Source organism: Streptococcus sp. KHUD_018 (assembly GCF_054861215.1).
The window spans coordinates 718,362-739,804 of the sequence record NZ_CM142176.1 but is presented as its reverse complement, the minus strand read 5'-3'; the positions used below and the strand labels follow the sequence as shown (position 1 = coordinate 739,804).

At 42.7% G+C, this 21,443-nt stretch carries 23 protein-coding genes, 1 tRNA gene and 1 other RNA gene; 6 read left to right on the top strand and 19 right to left on the bottom strand.

Annotated features, from left to right (window positions below):
• Nucleotides 1–130: 130 nt before the first annotated feature.
• Nucleotides 131–1,345, bottom strand: coding sequence for a tRNA uracil 4-sulfurtransferase ThiI (thiI, locus tag ACVBD2_RS03675; protein ID WP_461686145.1), 1,215 nt, complete (start codon nt 1,343–1,345; stop codon nt 131–133).
• Nucleotides 1,346–1,353: 8 nt separating this feature from the next.
• Entirely contained in the window at nt 1,354–2,496 is a 1,143-nt protein-coding gene (locus ACVBD2_RS03670) for a cysteine desulfurase family protein (protein WP_461686144.1), read from the bottom strand.
• Between the two features lie 137 nt (nt 2,497–2,633).
• Here ACVBD2_RS03670 and ACVBD2_RS03665 point away from each other — a divergent pair, with 137 nt between their 5' ends.
• Nucleotides 2,634–3,059, top strand: coding sequence for a DUF6556 family protein (locus ACVBD2_RS03665; RefSeq protein WP_084947627.1), 426 nt, complete (start codon nt 2,634–2,636; stop codon nt 3,057–3,059).
• Between the two features lie 44 nt (nt 3,060–3,103).
• On the opposite strand, the gene ACVBD2_RS03660 is transcribed toward ACVBD2_RS03665, so the two are convergent.
• From ACVBD2_RS03660 to ACVBD2_RS03645, 4 genes are all read right to left on the bottom strand, one after another.
• On the bottom strand, nt 3,104–5,410 hold the full coding sequence (locus ACVBD2_RS03660) for a DNA translocase FtsK (protein ID WP_461686143.1): 2,307 nt from the start codon (nt 5,408–5,410) through the stop codon (nt 3,104–3,106).
• An 85-nt stretch (nt 5,411–5,495) separates the two neighbouring features.
• On the bottom strand, nt 5,496–7,448 hold the full coding sequence (locus ACVBD2_RS03655; RefSeq protein WP_461686142.1) for a PTS fructose transporter subunit IIABC: 1,953 nt from the start codon (nt 7,446–7,448) through the stop codon (nt 5,496–5,498).
• Nucleotides 7,445–8,356, bottom strand: coding sequence for a 1-phosphofructokinase (gene pfkB, locus ACVBD2_RS03650; protein WP_461686141.1), 912 nt, complete (start codon nt 8,354–8,356; stop codon nt 7,445–7,447). The genes ACVBD2_RS03655 and pfkB overlap by 4 nt, the downstream gene beginning before the upstream one ends.
• Complete coding sequence (locus tag ACVBD2_RS03645; protein ID WP_461686140.1) at nt 8,353–9,093, bottom strand: DeoR/GlpR family DNA-binding transcription regulator; 741 nt, start codon at nt 9,091–9,093, stop codon at nt 8,353–8,355. Before ACVBD2_RS03645 ends, pfkB begins: the two co-directional genes overlap by 4 nt.
• 161 nt (nt 9,094–9,254) lie before the next feature.
• Here ACVBD2_RS03645 and ACVBD2_RS03640 point away from each other — a divergent pair.
• Nucleotides 9,255–9,342: transfer RNA gene (locus ACVBD2_RS03640), tRNA-Ser, on the top strand.
• 152 nt (nt 9,343–9,494) lie between these two features.
• Here the strand turns inward: ACVBD2_RS03640 and ssrA are convergent.
• The 4 genes from ssrA to ACVBD2_RS03620 form a co-directional block, all read right to left on the bottom strand.
• Nucleotides 9,495–9,842, bottom strand: a transfer-messenger RNA (tmRNA) gene (gene ssrA, locus ACVBD2_RS03635).
• A 60-nt stretch (nt 9,843–9,902) separates the two neighbouring features.
• Complete coding sequence (locus tag ACVBD2_RS03630; protein ID WP_461686139.1) at nt 9,903–10,538, bottom strand: SGNH/GDSL hydrolase family protein; 636 nt, start codon at nt 10,536–10,538, stop codon at nt 9,903–9,905.
• 1 nt (nt 10,539) lies between these two features.
• On the bottom strand, nt 10,540–11,367 hold the full coding sequence (locus ACVBD2_RS03625; protein WP_131200459.1) for a Cof-type HAD-IIB family hydrolase: 828 nt from the start codon (nt 11,365–11,367) through the stop codon (nt 10,540–10,542).
• 21 nt (nt 11,368–11,388) lie between these two features.
• Nucleotides 11,389–12,699, bottom strand: a complete 1,311-nt coding sequence (locus tag ACVBD2_RS03620; RefSeq protein ID WP_131200458.1) for a CapA family protein — start codon at nt 12,697–12,699, stop codon at nt 11,389–11,391.
• Between the two features lie 154 nt (nt 12,700–12,853).
• Between ACVBD2_RS03620 and def the strand changes: the two genes are divergently transcribed.
• Nucleotides 12,854–13,465, top strand: coding sequence for a peptide deformylase (gene def / locus ACVBD2_RS03615; protein WP_131200457.1), 612 nt, complete (start codon nt 12,854–12,856; stop codon nt 13,463–13,465).
• Between the two features lie 44 nt (nt 13,466–13,509).
• Nucleotides 13,510–14,238, top strand: a complete 729-nt coding sequence (gene rlmB, locus ACVBD2_RS03610; RefSeq protein WP_461686138.1) for a 23S rRNA (guanosine(2251)-2'-O)-methyltransferase RlmB — start codon at nt 13,510–13,512, stop codon at nt 14,236–14,238.
• 35 nt (nt 14,239–14,273) lie between these two features.
• Here the strand turns inward: rlmB and trxB are convergent, their stop codons facing one another.
• The 7 genes from trxB to ACVBD2_RS03575 all read right to left on the bottom strand — a co-directional run bounded on the left by trxB (nt 14,274) and on the right by ACVBD2_RS03575 (nt 18,628).
• On the bottom strand, nt 14,274–15,185 hold the full coding sequence (gene trxB, locus ACVBD2_RS03605; protein WP_461686137.1) for a thioredoxin-disulfide reductase: 912 nt from the start codon (nt 15,183–15,185) through the stop codon (nt 14,274–14,276).
• Between the two features lie 65 nt (nt 15,186–15,250).
• Nucleotides 15,251–15,475, bottom strand: coding sequence for a DUF4059 family protein (locus ACVBD2_RS03600; protein ID WP_000924293.1), 225 nt, complete (start codon nt 15,473–15,475; stop codon nt 15,251–15,253).
• Nucleotides 15,476–15,552: 77 nt separating this feature from the next.
• Nucleotides 15,553–16,296: an amino acid ABC transporter ATP-binding protein gene (locus ACVBD2_RS03595; RefSeq protein WP_247944743.1), complete on the bottom strand. Its 744-nt coding sequence runs from the start codon at nt 16,294–16,296 to the stop codon at nt 15,553–15,555.
• Nucleotides 16,296–17,096, bottom strand: a complete 801-nt coding sequence (locus ACVBD2_RS03590; RefSeq protein WP_268708574.1) for an amino acid ABC transporter permease — start codon at nt 17,094–17,096, stop codon at nt 16,296–16,298. The genes ACVBD2_RS03595 and ACVBD2_RS03590 overlap by 1 nt, the downstream gene beginning before the upstream one ends.
• Before the next feature lie 156 nt (nt 17,097–17,252).
• On the bottom strand, nt 17,253–17,609 hold the full coding sequence (locus ACVBD2_RS03585; protein ID WP_461686136.1) for an arsenate reductase family protein: 357 nt from the start codon (nt 17,607–17,609) through the stop codon (nt 17,253–17,255).
• 12 nt (nt 17,610–17,621) lie between these two features.
• Nucleotides 17,622–18,137: a methylated-DNA--[protein]-cysteine S-methyltransferase gene (locus ACVBD2_RS03580; RefSeq protein ID WP_461686135.1), complete on the bottom strand. Its 516-nt coding sequence runs from the start codon at nt 18,135–18,137 to the stop codon at nt 17,622–17,624.
• A complete protein-coding gene (locus ACVBD2_RS03575) occupies nt 18,134–18,628 on the bottom strand; it encodes a GNAT family N-acetyltransferase (RefSeq protein ID WP_270747836.1) in 495 nt (164 codons plus the stop codon). The genes ACVBD2_RS03580 and ACVBD2_RS03575 overlap by 4 nt, the downstream gene beginning before the upstream one ends.
• Nucleotides 18,629–18,762: 134 nt before the next feature.
• Between ACVBD2_RS03575 and ACVBD2_RS03570 the strand changes: the two genes are divergently transcribed.
• Together ACVBD2_RS03570 and trhA are read left to right on the top strand one after the other, a co-directional pair.
• A complete protein-coding gene (locus ACVBD2_RS03570) occupies nt 18,763–19,209 on the top strand; it encodes a DUF1836 domain-containing protein (RefSeq protein ID WP_001087578.1) in 447 nt (148 codons plus the stop codon).
• The gene (gene trhA, locus ACVBD2_RS03565) at nt 19,206–19,853 is read left to right on the top strand and encodes a PAQR family membrane homeostasis protein TrhA (protein ID WP_001097972.1); all 648 of its coding nucleotides are present in this window, start codon (nt 19,206–19,208) and stop codon (nt 19,851–19,853) included. Before ACVBD2_RS03570 ends, trhA begins: the two co-directional genes overlap by 4 nt.
• Nucleotides 19,854–19,872: 19 nt before the next feature.
• On the opposite strand, the gene pdxT is transcribed toward trhA, so the two are convergent.
• Both pdxT and pdxS read right to left on the bottom strand, forming a co-directional pair.
• Nucleotides 19,873–20,454: a pyridoxal 5'-phosphate synthase glutaminase subunit PdxT gene (gene pdxT / locus ACVBD2_RS03560; protein ID WP_033584991.1), complete on the bottom strand. Its 582-nt coding sequence runs from the start codon at nt 20,452–20,454 to the stop codon at nt 19,873–19,875.
• Nucleotides 20,455–21,330: a pyridoxal 5'-phosphate synthase lyase subunit PdxS gene (pdxS, locus tag ACVBD2_RS03555; RefSeq protein WP_000138520.1), complete on the bottom strand. Its 876-nt coding sequence runs from the start codon at nt 21,328–21,330 to the stop codon at nt 20,455–20,457.
• Between the last annotated feature and the right edge of the window lie 113 nt (nt 21,331–21,443).

Sequence of the window (21,443 nt, the reverse complement as noted above, 5' to 3'; positions counted from 1 at the left end):
AAAACTCTCTATATTCAAAAATTTATCTCATTATACCATAAAAATAGAAAAAAAGTCAGTAAATGTCCATTTTAAGGATAAATAACTAACTTTTTTCATTTGTTTTTCTGAATTCTTCTGGATTTTCTGATTAGAGGAGATTATCAATTAACTCATCGACAGCGTCTTTTTCAGCTTGAGGTGTAATCTCAGTAATCATGATACCAGCCACTGCTCGCTCAACCAAACCTTCAACATCCATCCATTTTTCATACTTCTCAGCATTCTCTATCTTAGGATTGGTCTTAGGACGATCAGGCGCAAAAATAGTACAGCAGTCCTCAAAAGGCTGGATAGAAATGTCAAAGGTATCAATTTCCTGAGCGATGTCAATAATTTCCAACTTGTCCATAGTAACAACAGGGCGAATGATGGGAGTGTTGGTCACAGCGTTGATAGCCTGCATACTTTCCAAGGTCTGGCTAGCTACTTGACCTAGACTTTCCCCATTGATGATGACCAGACCCTTTCTCACCTCACGGATACGGTCGGTAATCCGCATCATAAAGCGACGCGTCAAGGTCATGAGGTAGGCTTCTGGCGCCTTTGCCTTGATTTCTTCTTGAATCTCTGTGAAAGGCACTTCGATAAACTGGATATTGCCACCAAACTTGGTCAATTTACGGGTCAAATCTTGGGCTTTCTTAAGGGCTCCAGGGCTAGTGTATGGTGGGCTGGCAAAGTGAACGGCTTCAATATCCACCCCACGTTTAAGGGCTAGATAACCTGCTACAGGCGAGTCAATCCCTCCTGACAACATGAGCATCCCCTTACCAGAAGTACCCACAGGCAAGCCACCTGCTCCACGAATGGTTTCATAAGAAAGATACGCCGCTTCCTCACGAATCTCTACCTGAAGATTGATGTCCGGATTTTTCATTTGAGCTTGGACATTTGGAATAACTTCGAATACTGCTCCACCAAGTGTTTGATTGAGTTCACGACTGTCGAGTTCAAAGTTGTGGTCGCTACGCTTGCTAGAAATTTTAAAGGTCATACCTTCCTTGTAGATGTCTTTCATAATCTCTTGGACAGCAGACTTCAGAACTTCTACAGATTTTTCAACCTTATATACTGGAGAAAAGTTTTGAATCCCGAAGACTTGTTTGAGAGATTCTGCCACTGCTGTATAATCAGCTCCATTGAGGTAAGCGTGGGCACGATCGCGATCTGCGGTTACCTTAACTTGGGGATAAATAGACAATACGTCCGAAATATTATTGCGAAGCTTATTGATGAAACGCATGCGGTTTTTGCCCTTGGTTGACAACTCTCCGTAGCGAATCATAATTTCTGAATACTGCATGAATGCTCCTATCTTACTTTTCTAGTTTGATTGTAAATTAATTTTAGCTTGGTCAAGAACTGCTCGACTTGACTCATATCATTTTCCAAGTCTAGGCTTAGACGCACAGCTGACTGGGCCTTATCTTTGTCCACTCCCATGGCAATCAAGGTTCCCGCAGGTTTTCCAGCCTTGGATGAACAAGCAGAGGTTGTGGAAATAAAAATATCATAATCTTCAAAGGCGTGAACGATGACTTCTCCACGAACACCCTTAATCCCAAAAGTCAGGATATGAGGGGCGAAGTCTTTCTCAGCTGAAAAGATAAAAATATCTGGATAGTCAAGAAGCGCTTGGCGAATGACTGATTTCATCTGCCCTGTCTTATTAGTAAAGATATCTAACTTTTCCATAGACAAACGGAGGGCCTTGGCTGTCGCTGCAATCCCTGCCACATTTTCAGTTGTCGAGCGATAATCGTGCTCTTGACCACCACCAGTCAACAGAGGCGTAATTTTCTTACCAGACTTGATATAGACAAAGCCAACACCTCTGACACCATGAAATTTATGACTCGAGAAGGTCGCAAAATCCACTCGATCTGTCAGATACTTTTCAGTCGGAATCTTAGCGAGTGCCTGAACCGCATCAACGTGGAAGGAAATGGTCGGCTTATCAGCCAAAAGTTTTGAAATAGCTTGAATTGGCTGGATAGAGCCGATTTCATTGTTCACAGCCATGACCGAAACGAGGGTCGTATCAGGTCGTATCAAAGCTCCTAGAGCCTCAACATCCACAAATCCTCTGCTATCAACTGGGGCAATATCCACCTCAAAACCTTGACTTTTCAGCCAGAGTGCTGACTCCTTGACTGCTGGATGCTCAATAGCTGATACGATGATGTGCTTGCCAAACTGGGCTTTTTCAAAGGCTACACCCTTGATGATCCAGTTATCTCCTTCTGTTCCACCAGAGGTAAAGAAGATTTCATCACTTTTCTTGCCAATCAAATCTGCAATCTGCTGACGGGAAGCATCTAAAATTCGTGTCGCTTGGTCTCCTAAACGATGGAGACTGGATGGATTTCCTACAATTTTCGAAGCGACCTGCATATAGGTCTCAAGTGCTTCAGGATAAAGCTTGGTCGTTGCCGAATTATCAAAGTAGATCATGTTTTCTCACGCTTTCTAAAATCACTCCTTCTATTGTATCATGAAACGAAACTTGCGACAAGAAAGGGAAGTTTCTCTTTTTTTAAGATTTTTTTAAAGAAATGAGGTATAATAAATCATAATTAAAGGAGAGTATCATGTCTAACTATCGTAGAACATCAAAACCAAAAACAGAACACATCAAAAAGGGATTTACTGTCTTTCAAAAAACGATTGCTACCATCGGTAGTATCCTTGGTCTGATAACTGCTACTATCACCATCATGAACGCCATGGATAATAACAAAAACAACAAAAAAGAACCGACGACAACCCAAACAACTGTTGTCAAGGAAATTCAAAAGGAATCGCCTCAGGAAAATACTACACCTAACAAGGACAATACTTCTACTAAAGAAAATACCCCGCAAGAAGAAACTTCTCAATCCAATAAAAAAGAAGAGCAAAAAGAAGATAAGAAAACAACAACTCAGGATTCTTCTACACCTTCCTCAACAAAAGAAACAAGTGATAGCGGTACACAGTCAAATACGACGAATTCTGAAACTAAAACGAACCAGTAATCACAAAAATAACTTCTTTCCAAATTTGGAAAGAAGCTGTTTTTTTATTGTTGCAATACTTTTCGCGGTTTGGTTCCTTCAGCTGGACCGATAACACCTGCCATTTCGAGTTCTTCCATAAGGCGGGTCGCACGGTTAAATCCAACCGACAAACGACGCTGAATCATCGAAGCACTGGCTTTCTGCGTCTCGATAACCAGAGCCTTAGCTTCTTCAAAAAGCGGATCGCCGCCAGCTTCACCATCTGAAAATTCTCCTTCATTTTCAGAAACCTCACCTGGATCAAAACTCTCATCGTAGTCCGCATCCGCCTGAGCCTTGATGAAGTTTACAATGCGTTCGACATCATCATCTGAGATGAAGGATCCTTGTAGACGGACTGGGTGATTTTCATCGATTGGTTTAAAGAGCATGTCTCCTCTACCAAGCAATTTTTCTGCTCCATTTTCATCCAAGATGGTTCGTGAGTCTGTACCTGATGAAACTGCAAAAGCCACACGAGAGGGGACATTGGCCTTGATAAGACCAGAGATAACATCAACCGATGGACGTTGCGTTGCGAGAATCATGTGAATCCCTGCGGCACGCGCCTTCTGTCCGAGACGAATGATGGCATCTTCCACTTCCTTGCTAGCCACCATCATGAGGTCTGCCAACTCATCTACAATGACAACAATCAAAGGAAGCGCTACTTGTTTGTACTCAGACTGGCTATTAAATTCCTCGACCTTAGCATTGTAACCAGCGATATTTCGCACACCAACCTTAGCAAAGAGTTCATAACGGTTTTCCATCTCATCCACAACCTTTTGCAGAGCCTTGCTGGCCTTTCGTGGATTGGTCACAACTGGAATCAAGAGGTGTGGAATGTCATTGTAAACGGATAACTCAACCATCTTAGGATCCACCATCATAAACTTGACCTGGTCAGGTCTTGCTTTCATGAGAATGCTGGCAATAATACCGTTAACTGCAACTGACTTCCCTGATCCTGTCGAACCTGCCACGAGTAGGTGCGGCATCTTGGAAAGGTCAAAGGTTCGAGCAGTTCCATTGACCGCCTTCCCTAGAGGGATTTCAAGGAGATTTTCTGGTTTTGTTTGAGACTGTTCCCAGAGTTCGCGGAAGGAAACGGTCGCGATCTCAGAGTTAGGAACCTCAATTCCGACTAAGGATTTACCAGGTATTGGAGCCTCAATCCGAACATCCTTGGCCGCCAGAGCCAGCGCTAAGTCATCTGCCAGATTGGAAATGCGGTTAACCCGTACACCAACTGCTGGCTTGACTTCATACTTGGTTACTGATGGTCCAATTTCAGCTCGTTCAACCGTCACCTTGATACCAAAACTAGCAAAGGTTTCTTCTAGGATTTTGATATTTTCTCGAACAATCTTCTTTTCCTTGGACTGGTCTTTGGGTTTATCTGGCGCAAAGAGTTGCAAGCTTGGCAGTTTGTATTCAAGGGCTTCCTTGGCAGAAAAATCAACCTGCACCTCTTCATCCTCAAAGTCTTCTTCCACAAATGGAACTTCAACGTCAGCTTGAGGAAGGATAATCTCCGGTTCGATCCATTCCTCCTCAGGAATTGGGGGGAAATCGTAGTCTGCTACTTCAGATAAGATTTCTCCCGTTTCAGGATCTACGGGAGGAAGCGGCAGCGCATCCTGTTCTTCTTGTTCTCGCTGAATTCTGGCTGCTTCTTCAGCTTCTTGACGAGCCTTCTCTTCTTCTCTCTTGATGAAGCGTTCCTGTTTTCTCTGTTCCTGTTTTTCCATAAACGATCTGAACTGAGCCCCAATAAAGGCTGCAACATCATAAATAGACCAAGGACTAACCAAGAGTGCCCCAACTAGAATCAAAAGAACTCCAATAAAGTAGGAGCCAATATTTGAGAAAAGAAAGGATATAGGAATATAAAGTCCAACACCAAGCAAGCCTCCACCAGCAAAGCTAGTTACCCGCATACCAGTCAGATCCGTCATAACTTGAGACAGGGTCCCTTTTAGAACTGACTGCTCCAAGCCATATTTCCACACCAAGTAGGCCTCAAAAATCAAGAGCAAGCCAGCAAAGATACAAAGAAATCCTGACAGAAGCCCCTCTTTCTTGCGTATCCATTTAAAAAGAAAAAGATAGATGAGGAGGGCACCAATAGCCACATAGGCCAAACTTCCAACCACCAATCGAATGAGATTGTAAAGTGTGACACCTGCTGCACCGAGTTTGAGGGCTGCAATAATCAATAACAAGGCGATCCCTAAAGAAATCAACATCCTCTGAATAGCCTGTTTTCTTTCAAGTTCTGCTTTAGACGGTCTCCGTCTTGTTTTTGTAGTATTCTTGTTTGCCATTCTTCTATTATAACATATTTCACAGCCATTTCGAACAGAGAAAAAGATTGCACCAAAGGGTACAATCCTTCTATTCTGATCCTTTTTATGCTTGTGGCTTGCGCAGGTAACCATAAACCACTCCACTTACAATTGCTCCAATCAAGACAAAGACTAGGTAAAGTAGGGCATTTGAAGTAAGGGCGATGACGAAGATTCCTCCGTGTGGCGCCATGAGTTTGATACCAGCAAGACCAACGAGTCCGCCTGCTACTGCCGAACCAAGGATGAAACTTGGGATCGCACGAGCTGGGTCAGCAGCACCAAATGGAATTGCTCCCTCGGTGATAAATGACAAGCCCATGATGATGTTTGTCAAACCAGAGTTACGTTCTTCTTTAGTAAATTTATCTTTGAAAAGAAGGGTTGCGACAAAGATTGCAAGTGGTGGAACCATTCCTCCAGCCATAACTGCTGCCATAGCTACAGAACCGCCAGAAGAAACAGTTGCTGCAAGCGTACCTGTACCAAAGACATAAGCAGCTTTGTTGACTGGTCCACCCATGTCGACAGCCATCATGCCTCCAAGAACGATACCAAGAAGGACAGCTGAACCTCCTCCAAGACCGCCTAGGAAGTCATTCATAGCAGTGTTGATTGCTGCCATCGGGATGTTAACAGCCAACATAACAAATCCCGTTAAGATTGTTCCAAGAAGTGGCAAGAGAAGAATTGATTTAGCACCTTCAAGTGAACGAGGAACTTTTACGTATTTCTTGATAGCAAGAACCAAGGCACCTGCGATAAATCCACCAACAAGGGCACCTAGGAAACCAGATGAGACACCTGCAAGAGTTGAAGTTGCTTCACCACCTGCGGCATAAGGAATTTTACCAAAAGCAAAACCTTCTTTTGCAATAGCACCAGCCACAAAACCTGCTACCAAACCTGGTTTTTCAGCGATAGAGTAGGCAACATATCCTGCAAAGACTGGAAGCATCAAGCCAAAGGCAGCCCCACCGATTTTCATGAACATAGAAGCTAGTTCATGGTAGGATCCGAGATTGCCAAGACTATCCTGTGGCACACCAAAAGCTCCGTCGATTAAGAAGGCGAGGGCAATCATGATACCACCACCGATAACGAATGGCAACATTTGAGATACACCACTCATCAAGTGTTTGTAGAAGGCACCACCGATACTTTGTTTTTCATTAGATGCTGTTGCAGCTTTGGCCCCATTAGCAGCATGGTAAACTTCAGCATCTCCAGAAAGAGCCAAGTTGATTAACTCTTCTGTCTTACGGATACCGTCTGCAACTGGACGATTTACCAATGGTTTGCCATCGAAACGATCCATCTCAACAGCCTTGTCAGCTGCGATGATAACAGCTTTAGCCTTACGGATATCTTCTGCAGTTAGTTGGTTGCCGACTCCGCTTGCACCATTGGTTTCAACCTTGATACCAACACCCATTTCAGCAGCCACCTTTTGAAGGGCTTCTTGGGCCATGTAAGTGTGGGCAATACCTGTCGTACAAGCTGTAACAGCTACGATAAAGTCGCCAGAGTCATTAGCAGGTGCTTGAACAGGTTCCTCAGTTTTTTCTGAAGCTTGGTCAAAAAGTTCAATAACTTGATCAGCTGATGTTACTTGACGAAGTTTGTCAGCAAAGCCATCTTTCATCAAATATTGAGACAATTCTGCCAAGGCTGCCAAGTGAGTATCGTTAGCACCTTCTGGAGCTGCAATCATGAAGAAGAGATCTGTTGGTTGACCATCCAAGCTCTCATAGTCGACACCCTTGTTTGACTTAGCAAAGAGAACGGTCGCTTCTTTGACAGCAGAGTTTTTGCTGTGAGGCATAGCAATTCCGTCACCCAAACCAGTGGAAGTAAGAGCTTCACGCGCCAAAATTCCTTCTTTAAAGGTTTCAAAATCCGTCACATAACCGTGATCTACCAAGCTATGAATCATCTCTTCGATAGCTGCTGTTTTTTCAGTCGCCTGCAAATCCAGCAACATGACATCTTTTCTCAATAGGTCTTGAATTTTCATCGTTTTTCTACCTCAACTTTTTCATATGTTTCTTTAATAAATTCCGCTGTTGCCAAGTCATCCGAGAAGGTAGTTGCCGTTCCGCAAGCCACTCCCCACTTGAAGGCTTCTACTGCATCTTTGGATTTGACAAATTCACCTGTAAATCCAGCGACCATAGAGTCGCCAGCTCCAACTGAATTTTTGACTGTTCCCTTGATTGGTTTTGCGAAGTAGGCTCCCTCAGAGGTTACAAGAAGGGCACCGTCGCCAGCCATGGAGATAATGACGTTTTGAGCACCTTTAGCTAGCAACTCACGAGCGTATTTCTCGATTTCGTCTAAGCTTTCCAGTTTCACTCCAAAGATAGCTCCAAGTTCATGATTATTTGGTTTGACCAAAAGTGGCTGGTAATCCAAACTATCAATCAGGGTCTGTCCTTCAAAATCACAAACCACTTGTGCCCCAGTCTGGCGCGTCAAGGCAATCAGATCCTTGTAGATGACATTGCCCAGATTCTTGGCACTTGAACCAGCAAACACAACTGTATCTTCGGCTGTCAAACTTGCTAAAATCGATTTTAACTCTTCCAACCGAGCTGGTTCGACATTTGGACCTGTTCCGTTGATCTCCGTTTCTTGGTCTGCTTTAATCTTGACATTGATGCGCGTATCTTCTTCCACTTGGACAAAGCATGTCTCAATCTCTTCTTTTGCCAGAGTATCTGTGATAAATTTACCAGTAAAGCCTCCGATGAATCCAGTCGCTGTATTTGGAATATCCAATCGCTTCAAAACACGGCTGACATTGATTCCTTTCCCACCAGCAAATTTATCATCACTGTCCATACGATTGACACTACCAACTTGAACTTGGTCCAAGCGGACGATATAGTCAATGGATGGATTGAGTGTGACTGTATAAATCATGCTTCTATTACCTCCGTTTTCTTCTTAATGGCCTGCAAGAGCTCATGCCCTTGACTTGTGATGACAATAGCGCGTTTAAGTGGTGCTACCTTGGCAAAGCAAGTTTGACCAATCTTTGACGAATCTACCAAGACATAGGTTTGTTTGGCATTCTCTAAAATAGCACGCTTAACAGCTCCCTCCTCCATATCAGGAGTCGTATAATAACCATCATCTACACCATTCATCCCGATAAAGGCACGATCAAAGTGCAATTGATTGATTTGGTTAAGAGCAACACCACCGATACATGCATCTGTTGCCATCTTGACACTTCCCCCAACCATGACAGTTGGAATCTGCTTTTCAACCAACTGAACCGCATGGTGAATGGAGTTGGTCACAACTGTGATATTCTTATTAACCAATTCCTTGATTAAAAAAGCAGTTGTCGTTCCTGCATCAATAAAGATAACATCTTGTTCCTTGATAAGAGAGGCTGCTTTCTGAGCCAGTAGTTTCTTCTCTTGAAGGTTTTTGACAGATTTTTCTTGAATGGTTTCTTCTTCCTGCAAAGAGTGGGGTAATTCTGCTCCACCATGCACACGGCGAAGCTTGTTTTCTGCCTCCAACTCATCCAAATCTCTTCGTACCGTTGATTCTGATGTTTCTAATAGACTAACCAATTTTTCTAGGGAAACTACATGATGTTGATTTAACTCCTCTAAAATCAGTTGCTTCCGCTCAGTTTTTAACACCAAATCACCTCCTGTTATCGTTTACACTATTCATTCTAGCACATTTTCTACCAAAGTCAAGCATTTTTTGTCATTTTCTTTCAAATTCTATCGTTTTTCTTAATTCCAAAATTTTTATTGCAAGATAAGTGGCTTTATGGTAGACTATTTGAGTAAGTATTGGAAGATTACTCAAGAGGCTTAAGAGGCCGTGTTGGAAACGCGGTAGGCGTGTAACAGCGTGCGTGGGTTCGAATCCCATGTCTTCCGTAGAAAAGCAAAATTATTTTTTAGATACAACAATGTTGTATCCTTTGTTGTATCCTTTTTTCGCAAAAGAATACCAAGGAATACCAAAGACAAAAATAAAAAACGTTGATTTAACAACGTTTTGCCAAGGAATGCGAAAGAATGCAAAGGAATAATGGAGCCGGTGGGAGTCGAACCCACGTCCAAACACCTGCCAACATATTTGTCTACAACCATAGGTTATGTATTGTTTTAACAGCTCCTCGACACATAACTCAAGCCTAGGAACTGCGAGTCTATTAATCTCTTATCAAACCACTAGACAAGGCTTAATCGTATCTCGCTAATCATAAGACCTGTCATTGAACACGAGCAATCCAAATCAGGTCACGCCTGCTGGTTTTTAGGCAGCTAGAGCGTAAGAAGTGTTATTTTTTGCAGTTATATTTAACTGAGCGTTTACGTCGCCACACGGGTTGCAAAATATGCCTCATAATGCCTGTCGAATCCGTAACGACCCCAAAAGACGATAGAACCATTATAACCTATCTTCATAAAAAATGCAAAATCAAGCCACCTCTTTAGAAAAGATACCCTTTTAAGGCTTCCGATAAGGCTTGATAACCGGCTACACTTAGATGGAGACCATCCGTTGTATAGGCTGATTGAAGCTGTCCTTCTGAATCTGTCAAACTATCATAAACAGGCACAAAATCTACCTGCATATAGGCAGATGCCAGAGCCTCATAGGCTTGATTCCACTCCCTAATCTTTTCATTGGTACGAATATAAACTGTCTGCTTGTATTCTTTTCCTTTATTGACTGGCAGAATAGAAACAAGCTTTATTTGTGACAGCGGATATTCTCGAGCAATCGATTGGATCACACCTTCAAGATTTTCCAAAGCTTCATTCATAGAAACATCTTTTCCGATATCATTTGTCCCAATTAAGAGAACAATTTGATCCACAGCACCACCATAAAGATGGGCATCAAGGTTCTCTAGCAAAAGTCCCGTCTGGTAACCTCGGATGCCACGATTGACAATCGTCTTGGTAGTCCCAAACAACTCTTGAAGAGGGTAATACTCCACTATCGAATCACCAATAAAGATGATATCTGGCTCTAGAACAGAAACTTGATTCAATTCACGATACTTGGTTTGAATTTTTTCCTGCTCCTTTAAGAGCCAATTCTCTAATAACTGTACTGCCACCTTATCCCTCTTTCTCTAACCAATTTTCTAGGACCTGATAAACGCCCCCCTGACTGTTCGCTGGAGCTAGGTCAGTTGCAACTGCCTTGGCCTCATCATCTGCATTTTCCATCGCATAGGCAATACCAGCCATCTCCAACATCTCGACATCATTTTCACTGTCACCAAAAGCCATGATCTGTTCCGATGTCAAATCCCAGCGCTTGAGTAATTCTTCCAATCCCCAAGCCTTGTGAACACCAGCTTGTAGGATATCGATACAACCATAACCACTGGAAACAGCTCTTACATGCCCATCAAAGAGATCATTGATTTCCTGCAAAACAGAACTCGATCGTTCTTCACCAACGACCATGCTCATTTTAAGCACTCCACCAAAGAGGTCAGCTTGTAACTCTTCCACAAAATTCATTCGTTGATAGAGTCTTTCAATCATCTCTGGAGTCATAAATTTATCAAGGTCTGTAAAAACAGTGCCTTTCTTGACAAAACTCCCATTCATACTAGTGACGACGAACTGATCTCGACACTCCCTCCCTTTAAAATGAACTAAAGCCTTGTCAACCATAGCATCATCCCAGGTCTGAGCTTGAATCAGTTTATTGTTTTCAAAAATACGCGCCCCATTGGCAACTACTAGGATCACTCGTTCAGCCAAGTGTCCCAATAGTTCTCTCATACGATGAACTTCATTCCCCGTCGCAATGACAAAACGGATGCCCCGCTGATCCAGCTGATCTAAAATCTTTTCCAAGCGTGGAAGATCCAGCTGCCCCCTCGGATCCAGCAAAGTTCCATCCATATCCGTCGCAATAATCTTAATCGTCATTTTACTTCCTCTGGATTCAAGCTAGTCCCACTTCAACCCTACATGTTCATTCATTTCTTTATAGGCTGTATCAATTCGTTCCTTGGTCGCCTCATCCAACTTGTCACGGTGACTGCCCCCCTCAATGAAGTCCTCTAGGATATAGGTTTGATAGAGGAAGAGCGGATAACCCTCTGGAGAGTAAGTCCCTTTGGGTGTTCGATTGACCCAAGTCGGATGTGCTTTGGCAGTTTCAATCCTTGTCTTGCCATCTTTTTTCTTAATGGTCACATCCATGAGGACACCGCGCTCCGTCCACTTGGCATTTTCCTCGTCTTGCATGGTTTCAATGCGCTGGTTTGAGAGGAAATTTCCCATGGAATAGATAATCAGTTTTTTGTCACCATCTTTTTCAACCGTTTCAGCAGGTTCAACGACGTGAGGATGCCCTCCAAAGATAATATCAGCTCCCCAGTCAATCATCTTGTGGTACAGTGTCTTTTGTTCTTCCGTTGGTTCTAGCTGGTACTCAATTCCCATCTGAGGCATGATGACAGTAATATCCGCTTCCTTCTCTGCACGCTCAATTTCCGCCTTCATCTTATCTTCGTTTAAGTCAGAAAGATAGCGATTATAGTCCTCTTGGGAAATGGATTGTTCAATACCGTTAAAGCCATAGGAATAGGCTAAGAGAGCTACCTTGATACCATTGACCTCCTTGATAACTAGTGGAGCTTGGTCACGGGATTCGTGTGTGTAGACTCCGATGGGTGTCATTCCAGCCTTTTCAATAGCTTGAGCTGTTGAAACTACTCCCTCAATTTGAGAATCCAAGATGTGATTATGAGCCAAGTCTAGAACTTGATAACCTGCATCCTTTATCGCATCCATAACTTCCCCTGGTGCATTAAAGAGAGGATAACCTGCCAAGTAGTGATCTTTGTTCACTGTTCCTTCAAAATCACCAATCACCAAATCCGCTTGTTTGAGCCAAGGTTTTACATACTCAAAATTTTCATGGAAATCATAGGTCCCATCTTCTTTAAGAGCTGTTCGGTAGATAGGGATATGATAAAGAAGGTCACCATTTGCCATGATACGGGCTGTCGTTTCACCAGACTGATTTTCTTTGGACTGACTAGACGTCGTAGTCTGACTGTTAGAACTCGTTCCCTTGCTGCCTTGTACTGCTCGAACTAATAAGTTTCCCCCCATGGATAAGGCAACTGTAAGCAATAACACAATAATAAACTGGGCATTGGTCCAGGATTTATAATTCCGAAAGAAATCAACACTAGTTCTCCACACCCCATAAAGAGAGTCCTGAGACCGTCTATCTTGTCGCTTTTCCATCTTTATCCCCCCTTGCTTTTACTGCAAGTCCTTTCTTTTATTATACCACAGACAAAAGGGGAATACCGTTTATTATATTATTTTTTAGAAACTTCTGTGACTTTCTTTCTCGCCTATTTTGTGTTATCATGTAGAGGTAATGAAAGGAGAGAAAATGTCTGCTATAGAACGTATTACAAAAACTGCTCATTTAATTGATATGAACGATATTATCCGCGAGGGGAACCCAACTCTACGCGCGGTTGCTGAGGAGGTCACTTTCCCACTGTCTGACCAGGAAATCATCCTTGGTGAAAAAATGATGCAATTCCTCAAACATTCTCAGGATCCCGTTATGGCTGAGAAAATGGGGCTTCGAGGTGGGGTTGGATTGGCTGCTCCTCAGTTGGATATCTCAAAACGCATTATCGCTGTTTTAGTGCCAAATATTGTGGAAGAAGGTAAAACTCCACAAGAAGCCTACGATTTGCAAGCTGTTATGTACAATCCAAAAATCGTATCCCACTCTGTTCAGGACGCTGCTCTTGGCGAAGGAGAAGGTTGCCTATCTGTTGACCGTAACGTGCCAGGCTATGTTGTCCGCCATGCCCGTGTCACTGTTGATTACTTTGACAAGGACGGCGAAAAACACCGTATCAAACTCAAAGGCTACAACTCTATCGTTGTTCAGCATGAAATTGATCATCTAAACGGAATCATGTTTTACGATCGTATCAATGAAAAAGATCCCTTTGCCGTTAAAGAAGGACTCCTCATCCTTGAATAAAGAAAATCCCGTTGCAAGACGGGGTTTTGTGTTATAATAGAGGCATGAAAACAAATGATATTGTCTATGGCGTCCACGCCGTCACAGAAGCCCTCCTTGCAAACACTGGAAACAAACTCTACCTCCAAGATGATCTCAGAGGCAAAAATGTTGAGAAAGTCAAGGAACTGGCTACTGAAAAGAAGGTGTCCATCTCTTGGACTTCAAAAAAATCCCTGTCTGAGATGACCGAAGGCGCTGTTCACCAAGGTTTTGTTCTACGAGTGTCCGAATTTGCCTATAGCGAGCTGGCCCAAATCCTTGCCAAAACACGCCAAGAAGAAAATCCTTTGCTATTGATTCTGGACGGGTTAACTGATCCCCATAACCTGGGTTCTATCTTGCGAACAGCCGATGCAACCAATGTTTCAGGAGTCATCATTCCCAAGCACCGTGCTGTCGGTGTTACTCCTGTCGTTGCTAAAACGGCCACAGGTGCCATTGAGCACGTACCGATTGCCCGAGTGACCAATCTGAGTCAGACTCTAGACAAACTCAAGGATGAAGGTTTCTGGACCTTTGGAACAGATATGAATGGAACCCCTTGCCACAAGTGGAATACAAAAGGGAAAATCGCCCTCATCATCGGAAATGAAGGAAAAGGCATCTCTAGCAACATCAAAAAACAGGTCGATGAAATGATTACCATACCTATGAATGGGCATGTTCAAAGCCTCAATGCCAGCGTTGCTGCAGCTATTCTCATGTACGAAGTTTTCCGAAACAGACTATAAAAAGTTTCCGATCAGTTGATTGGAAACTTTTTTGCTTAACTATGTTCTGTGATAAATTTGTAAGCTTCTTGACCAGCGATAGCCCCATCTCCAACTGCTGTTGTTACTTGGCGAAGATCTTTTTGGCGAACATCCCCAACCGCAAAGATACCGTCAACGCTAGTTTTCATGTGATTGTCTGTCACAATCCAGCCTGCCTGGTCTTGGATATTCAATTCTTTAACAAAATCACTAACAGGATCCAAACCAACATAAATAAAGACACCACCGAAGGCTTGCTCTGTCACTTGACCCGTTTTCACATTTTCAAATACGACAGATTCTACTCGGTTTTCACCTTTGATTTCCTTGACGACAGAATCCCAGATAAAGTTGACTTTCTCATTTGCAAAAGCACGGTCTTGCAAAACCTTTTGAGCACGAAGTTCATCCCGACGGTGAACAATGGTAACAGTCTTGGCAAAGCGAGTCAAGAAGAGAGCTTCTTCTACTGCTGAATCTCCACCACCAACTACAAGCAAGTCTTGGTCACGGAAGAAAGCTCCATCACAGACTGCACAGTAAGAAACACCACGACTGTTCAGTTCTTCTTCTCCGGGAACACCCAAGAGACGGTGTTTTGACCCAGTTGCCACGATGACAGTACGGGTTTCGTAAACTTGATCATCAGAGATTACCTTCTTATAGTCACCCTGGTCTTCAATATTTTCAACGTAGCCATAAAGATGCTCCACTCCAAGTTTTTCAAGTGGTTCAAACATCTTTTCAGCCAATTCAGGTCCACTGATGTTGGCATAACCTGGATAGTTTTCAATGTCAGATGTGTTATTCATTTGCCCGCCTGGCAGACCACCTTCAATCAAAGCTACTTTGAGATTGCTTCGAGCAGCATATAAGGCAGCGGTCATTCCCGCAGGTCCAGCACCGATAATAATCGTATCGTACATTTCGATTCCTTCTTTCTTGTTGTAACTATCTTTATTCTAACTCATTCTTGCTAGTCACGCAAGGATTATGCCTTGAAAACCAAGAGCAAACTCATGACGGCAAAGGATAACACCGGAATGACCAAAACTCCAATCATAATCATATCATAGAGATGGGCTTGGCGAGCTTTGGCTGTCTTGTCCACACCAGACATAGCTCTCAATCCAATCCAAATCCCCAGAAAAATCACGACAAGGATGGTCGTTAAGATCAAACTCTCGAAATACAAAGAAAATAAATGCAGTAGCATGATCTCTCTCGTTTCTATCTTTTTTAAAGAGTAAACTCAGCTAGTCCAACTAACTGAGTTTTCCTTTTACTATTATATCAAATATAAGTCCGTTTGTAACTAGCGAAGAATTCTTTTGTCCGTTCTTCTTTCGGATGATTGATGATTTCATCCGGTGTGCCTGACTCGATGATTTTCCCTTTATCTAGGAACAAAATCTTATCTGCCACTTGGGCTACAAAAGACATATCGTGACTAACCAATATCATGGTCTGACCAGACTTAGCGGCATCTGCAATAGACTTCTCTACCTCACCGACCAATTCTGGGTCAAGGGCTGAAGTGGGCTCGTCCAAGAGCAAGACATCTGGTTTCATAGCAAGCGCACGCGCGAGGGCAACCCGTTGCTTTTGTCCACCTGATAAGTGACGAGGATAATGGTTTTCACGGTCAGAAAGACCAACCTTGGCCAACTCTTCCTTAGCGATTTTTGTTGCTTCCTCGTCCGATAATTTTTTAACAACAACCAAACCTTCCTTAACATTGTCAAGAGCTGTTCGGCGTTCAAACAAATTAAACTGTTGGAAAACCATGGATAACTTGCGACGAAGGGTTAGAATTTCTTCTTGGCTAATCTGAGAAAAATCAACTTTAAAATTGTCAATCTGAATCGTTCCACTATCTGGAGTTTCAAGGTAGTTCAAACTACGAAGAAAGGTTGATTTCCCAGCTCCAGATGAACCAATCAAAGCCACTACTTCTCCCTTTTGAATATCCAAGTCCAGATGATTCAAGACTGTCTGTCCTGAAAAGGATTTACTTAAATTCGAAATCTTAATCATTAACGAAGGTCTCCTTTCACATCTGTAGACACTGTGTCTGGGGCTGAAATAGCCATTTTCTTTTCAATGAAACGACCGAGGCTTTCAATTCCGATATTGACTACCCAATAAACAAGGGCAACGGAGATGAAACGTTCAAAATAGCGATAATCGGCTCCACCCAAAATTTGAGCTTGGGCAAAGACCTCCACAACACCTGCGCTAAAGGCTAGAGAAGTTCCTTTGGTCAAGCCGATAAGGGAATTAATCAAAGTCGGTGTCGCTACCACTGCTGCATTTGGAATAATTACGCGACGATAAACTTGTGCACGAGTCATACCCAAACTACGCGCCGCCTCAATTTCACCTGGATTAACAGAAAGGATGGCTGCACGAATCGTTTCACTTGCATAAGCCGCCTCATTAAAAGCAAAGGCCACAATCGCAAAAAGCGCTGCTGGAATCGCATTGATATTGAAACCAGTTCCCCATTGTTGGTTGATTGCTTTCAGTGCCAAAGGAATTCCGTAGTAGGTCAACATAAGTTGAACTAGGATTGGGGTACCTTTTAAGAAGCTAACAAAAAAGGCCTGCAAGGGATATAGAATCTTAACACGATTGATTTTAACAATGGCGAAAACCAAGGCCAGCACCAAGCCAAAAATCGCACCTCCAAGCGTTAACATCAAGGTTGTAGGCAGTTGTTGGACAATCCTTGGAATTCCATCAAAGACCGAACGCAAACTAAAGAGCTTACCATCCGGAATGAGTTGCATCAAACTTTGGTACCAATCTGATGCTAAAAATGTTGTAACAGTCATAAAAACATCCTCTCCTGATAATGATTCATTCTATCATACTTCTGCTCGCAAGCAAATTATTTGCTACGGGCTGATTAGATTTTGTCTATCTTCTAGTTTATCACACTTTAAAACAGGGAGGCTATATATTTTACCTATCAAGGAGATAAATAAAAACTATCTCAAACCTAAATCCTCATAGGGTTTTCTATAGCCGATTTGTTTAACAGCACCATTCTCCACCAAAATTGGACGTTTCAATAACATGCCATCACTGGCTAGAAGTTTAGCTGCTTCTTGTCTTGACATGCTTCCCACCTTATCTTTCAAGCCCAGTTCACGGTATTTGATCCCGCTGGTATTGAAAAATTGTTTCACTTCCAAACTAGAAGTTTCCAACCAGTTCAAAATCACGTCTTCACTTGGTGTTTCTTCTACGATGTGGACATCTTGGTATTCCAGTCCAAGTTTATCCAATTCATTTTTTGCTTTCTTACAAGTTGAACATTTTGGGTATTCGATAAATTCTAACATCTTCTTTTCTTTCTATTCTTTATTTTCTTGAAATGCTGCACCTTCATGTTGCAAGAGCCAGGCTTTCTTTTCGACTCCAGATGCATAGCCTGTCAAGCGATTGCCTGACCCCAGCACCCGATGACAGGGAACAAGTATGGACCAAGGATTGCGCCCCACTGCTCCTCCAATCGCTTGAGCAGAAGCCACTTGCAGGTCTTGAGCTATTTGTCCGTAAGTTACTGTTTGACCATAAGGAATGGCCTGTAAGTAATCCCAAACCCGCTTTTCAAAATCTGTTCCAATGGGAGCTAAAGGTAAGTCAGATAGATCCTGAACACTGCCTTCGAAATAGGTATCTAAATAGGAAATAACTTGCTCTAATACAGGATGGCTAGCAACTTCTTCTATCGTTTCATCTCCTAATCCCCTCTCAAAATGAGTTTGGTCCTGTACCCAAATTCCATACAAATATTGCTCGTCAGCAACTAAGGATAAAGTTCCAATTGGCGACGGGTAGAGCATCTTTGCGTACTTTTTCTGCATCATTTTTTTAATTTCTGATAGGCCAAACGTTCCCCATCAACTGGAACCTTACCGACCTGTTGGAAGCCCAGCTTTTCAAAGATATGCTGCATGGTCTTGTTTTCTGCATGCGTATCTGAACGAAAATCTAGATAATCAAAACCTTCAATCAAGCCTTCTAGGAAAGTCTGAGCAACACCTTGTCCTTGGACATCTGCTGCCACAGCGATACGGTGAAAGACCAGATATTCTGATTCTTCCCCCTGCCAACTTCCTTCATAAATGGCTTCATAGGCTTCCTCTGGACTCTTGGTTACAGCAGCATAAGCTAGCAGTTCTCCTTCTTCCAAGGCCACATAGGCTTGGCCTGAGATGATATCATCAATAATGATATCTGCATTTGGATAGCCATTTTGCCACTGGTCGCTACCAGATTTGGCTAAGCACTTTTTAGCATCCTCCATCACCTGCATAATCGCATCCACTTCGTTTGGAAAAGCTAAACGAATCTCCATCTTTTCCCCTCATTTCTAACTATTTTCTCTCATCATAGCATAATTTAAAGCTTTCTACAAGCAGTTGAAACTTGACTTTTGTTTTTTATTATTTTATAATCTAGTTATTAAAACTAGATAAAAAGGAGTTGGAAATGAATTCTAACTTTTCCTACCCAAAATGGGAAGACATTCCAAACATTGACCTCTATCTGGATCAGGTTTTACTTTATGTCAATCAGGTCTGTGCCCCTATCTCTCCAGATAAGGACAAGGGACTAACAGCATCTATGGTCAATAACTATGTCAAACATGGTTACCTGACAAAGCCAGACAAGAAAAAATACCAACGCAAACAGATCGCCCGTTTGATTGCCATCACCACTCTCAAGTCTGTCTTTTCGATCCAAGAAATCGCTCAGACCCTTAATACTCTGCAAACTCAAGCGAGCTCAGACCAGCTCTACGATGCTTTTGTAGACTACATGAACCATGGGATTGATCCAGAAAATCCTATTATCCAAACTAGCTGTCAAACGGTTAAACTCTATCATCAAACTCTAGACTTAATCCTTATCAAAGAAGAGGAGGAAATCCAATGAATACCAGTCTAAAACTCAGTAAAAAACTCAGTTTTGGAGAGGAAATTGCTAATAGCGTGACCCATGCTGTGGGTGCCGTTATCATGCTCATCCTACTCCCCATTTCATCCACCTATAGTTATGAAGCACACGGATTTTTATCATCTTTTGGCGTTTCTATCTTTGTTATCAGTCTCTTTCTCATGTTCCTCTCGTCAACCATTTACCACTCTATGGCCTATGGTTCGACCCACAAATACGTCTTGCGAATCATCGACCATTCTATGATTTACGTGGCTATCGCAGGCTCTTACACGCCGGTCGTATTGACTTTGATGAATAACTGGTTTGGCTATCTGATCATTGCCATTCAGTGGGGAACGACCATCTTTGGCATCCTTTATAAAATCTTTGCTAAAAAGGTCAATGAGAAATTCAGCCTTGCCCTTTACCTGATCATGGGCTGGTTGGTTCTGGCTATCATTCCTGCCATTATCAGTCAAACAACACCAATTTTCTGGAGTCTCATGGTAACTGGTGGGCTCTGTTATACAGTTGGAGCTGGATTTTACGCTAAGAAAAAACCTTATTTCCACATGATTTGGCATCTCTTTATCCTAGCAGCATCTGCACTTCAGTACATCGCTATTGTTTATTACATGTAAAAAAGTTGAGAATCTTTTCTCAACTTTTTTCTTTACACATATTGATAAAATACTGGTGCAAGCGAGCATCATCTGTTAACTCAGGATGAAAAGAGGTTACCAGCATATTTTTTTCTTGCGCAGCAACGATTTGATCATCAACTGTTGCTAGAATTTCTACACCCTCTCCAACACTGCTGATAATCGGTCCACGGATAAAGGTCATGGGAATCTGACCAACTCCCTTACATTCTGCTTCTGTATAAAAACTTCCTAGTTGGCGCCCATAGGCGTTGCGCTCAACTACTATGTCCATAGTCGCTAGATGACTTTCTTCCTGAGAAATGATTTCCTTAGCCAGCAAAATTAAGCCCGCACAGGTCCCAAAAGCGGGTAATCCAGATAGAATGGCTTCTCGGATGGGAAGCAGCATGTTCTGGTCGCGCAAGAGCTTGCCCATGGTTGTAGACTCACCGCCAGGTAATATCAAACCCACCAAGTCACTCTGATGTTGTTGAAAATCATCTAAATTTCTGATTTCGACACTAACAACACCTAACTTTTCTAGCACTTTTGCATGTTCTGCAAAGGCGCCTTGCAAGGCCAATATTCCAATTTTCATCTATTTTCCTCGCTCTGCCATAAGAATTTGGATTTCATTCTCATTGATACCAACCATGGCTTCCCCTAGATCTTCAGAGATTTGAGCCAGAATTTGAGGATTTTGGTAGTTGGTTACGGCCTTAACAATAGCACTTGCTCGTTTAACAGGGTCGCCTGATTTGAAAATACCTGAACCAACAAAGACACCCTCTGCCCCCAATTGCATCATCAGCGCAGCATCTGCTGGTGTTGCAACACCTCCAGCTGCGAAGTTTACAACTGGCAATTTTCCATGTTCATGAACGTATTGGACCAATTCTACAGGGACTTGCAAGTCCTTGGCAGCCACATAAAGTTCATCTTCGCGAAGATTTTGAATACGGCGAATTTCTTGATTCATCATGCGCATATGACGAACGGCTTGAACAATATCTCCTGTCCCCGGTTCTCCTTTTGTGCGAATCATGGAAGCTCCTTCAGCGATACGACGCAAGGCTTCACCCAAGTCCTTAGCTCCACAGACAAAAGGAACTTGAAATTCCTTCTTATCTACATGGAAACGATCGTCTGCTGGAGACAGCACTTCACTCTCATCGATATAGTCAATCTCAATAGCCTCTAAAATCTGAGCTTCAACAAAATGCCCAATTCTGACCTTGGCCATCACTGGAATGCTGACCGCTTCTTGGATTTCCTTAATCATCTTTGGATCGCTCATACGGGAAACCCCACCAGCTGCACGAATATCAGCTGGAATCCGTTCCAAGGCCATAACAGCTGCCGCACCAGCAGCCTCTGCGATACGAGCCTGTTCAGGGTTTTGAACGTCCATGATAACCCCACCTTTGAGCATCTGTGCCAAGTTTTTATTTAGTTCATAACGATTTTCAGTCATTTCTTAATCCTCATCATTTGTATTGGTAGCTACCATTTCATTTTAAGCCAGATTAGAATGAAGTACAAGATAGAAAAACAATAATTGTCTGGGTACAGATGGATTAAAAAAAC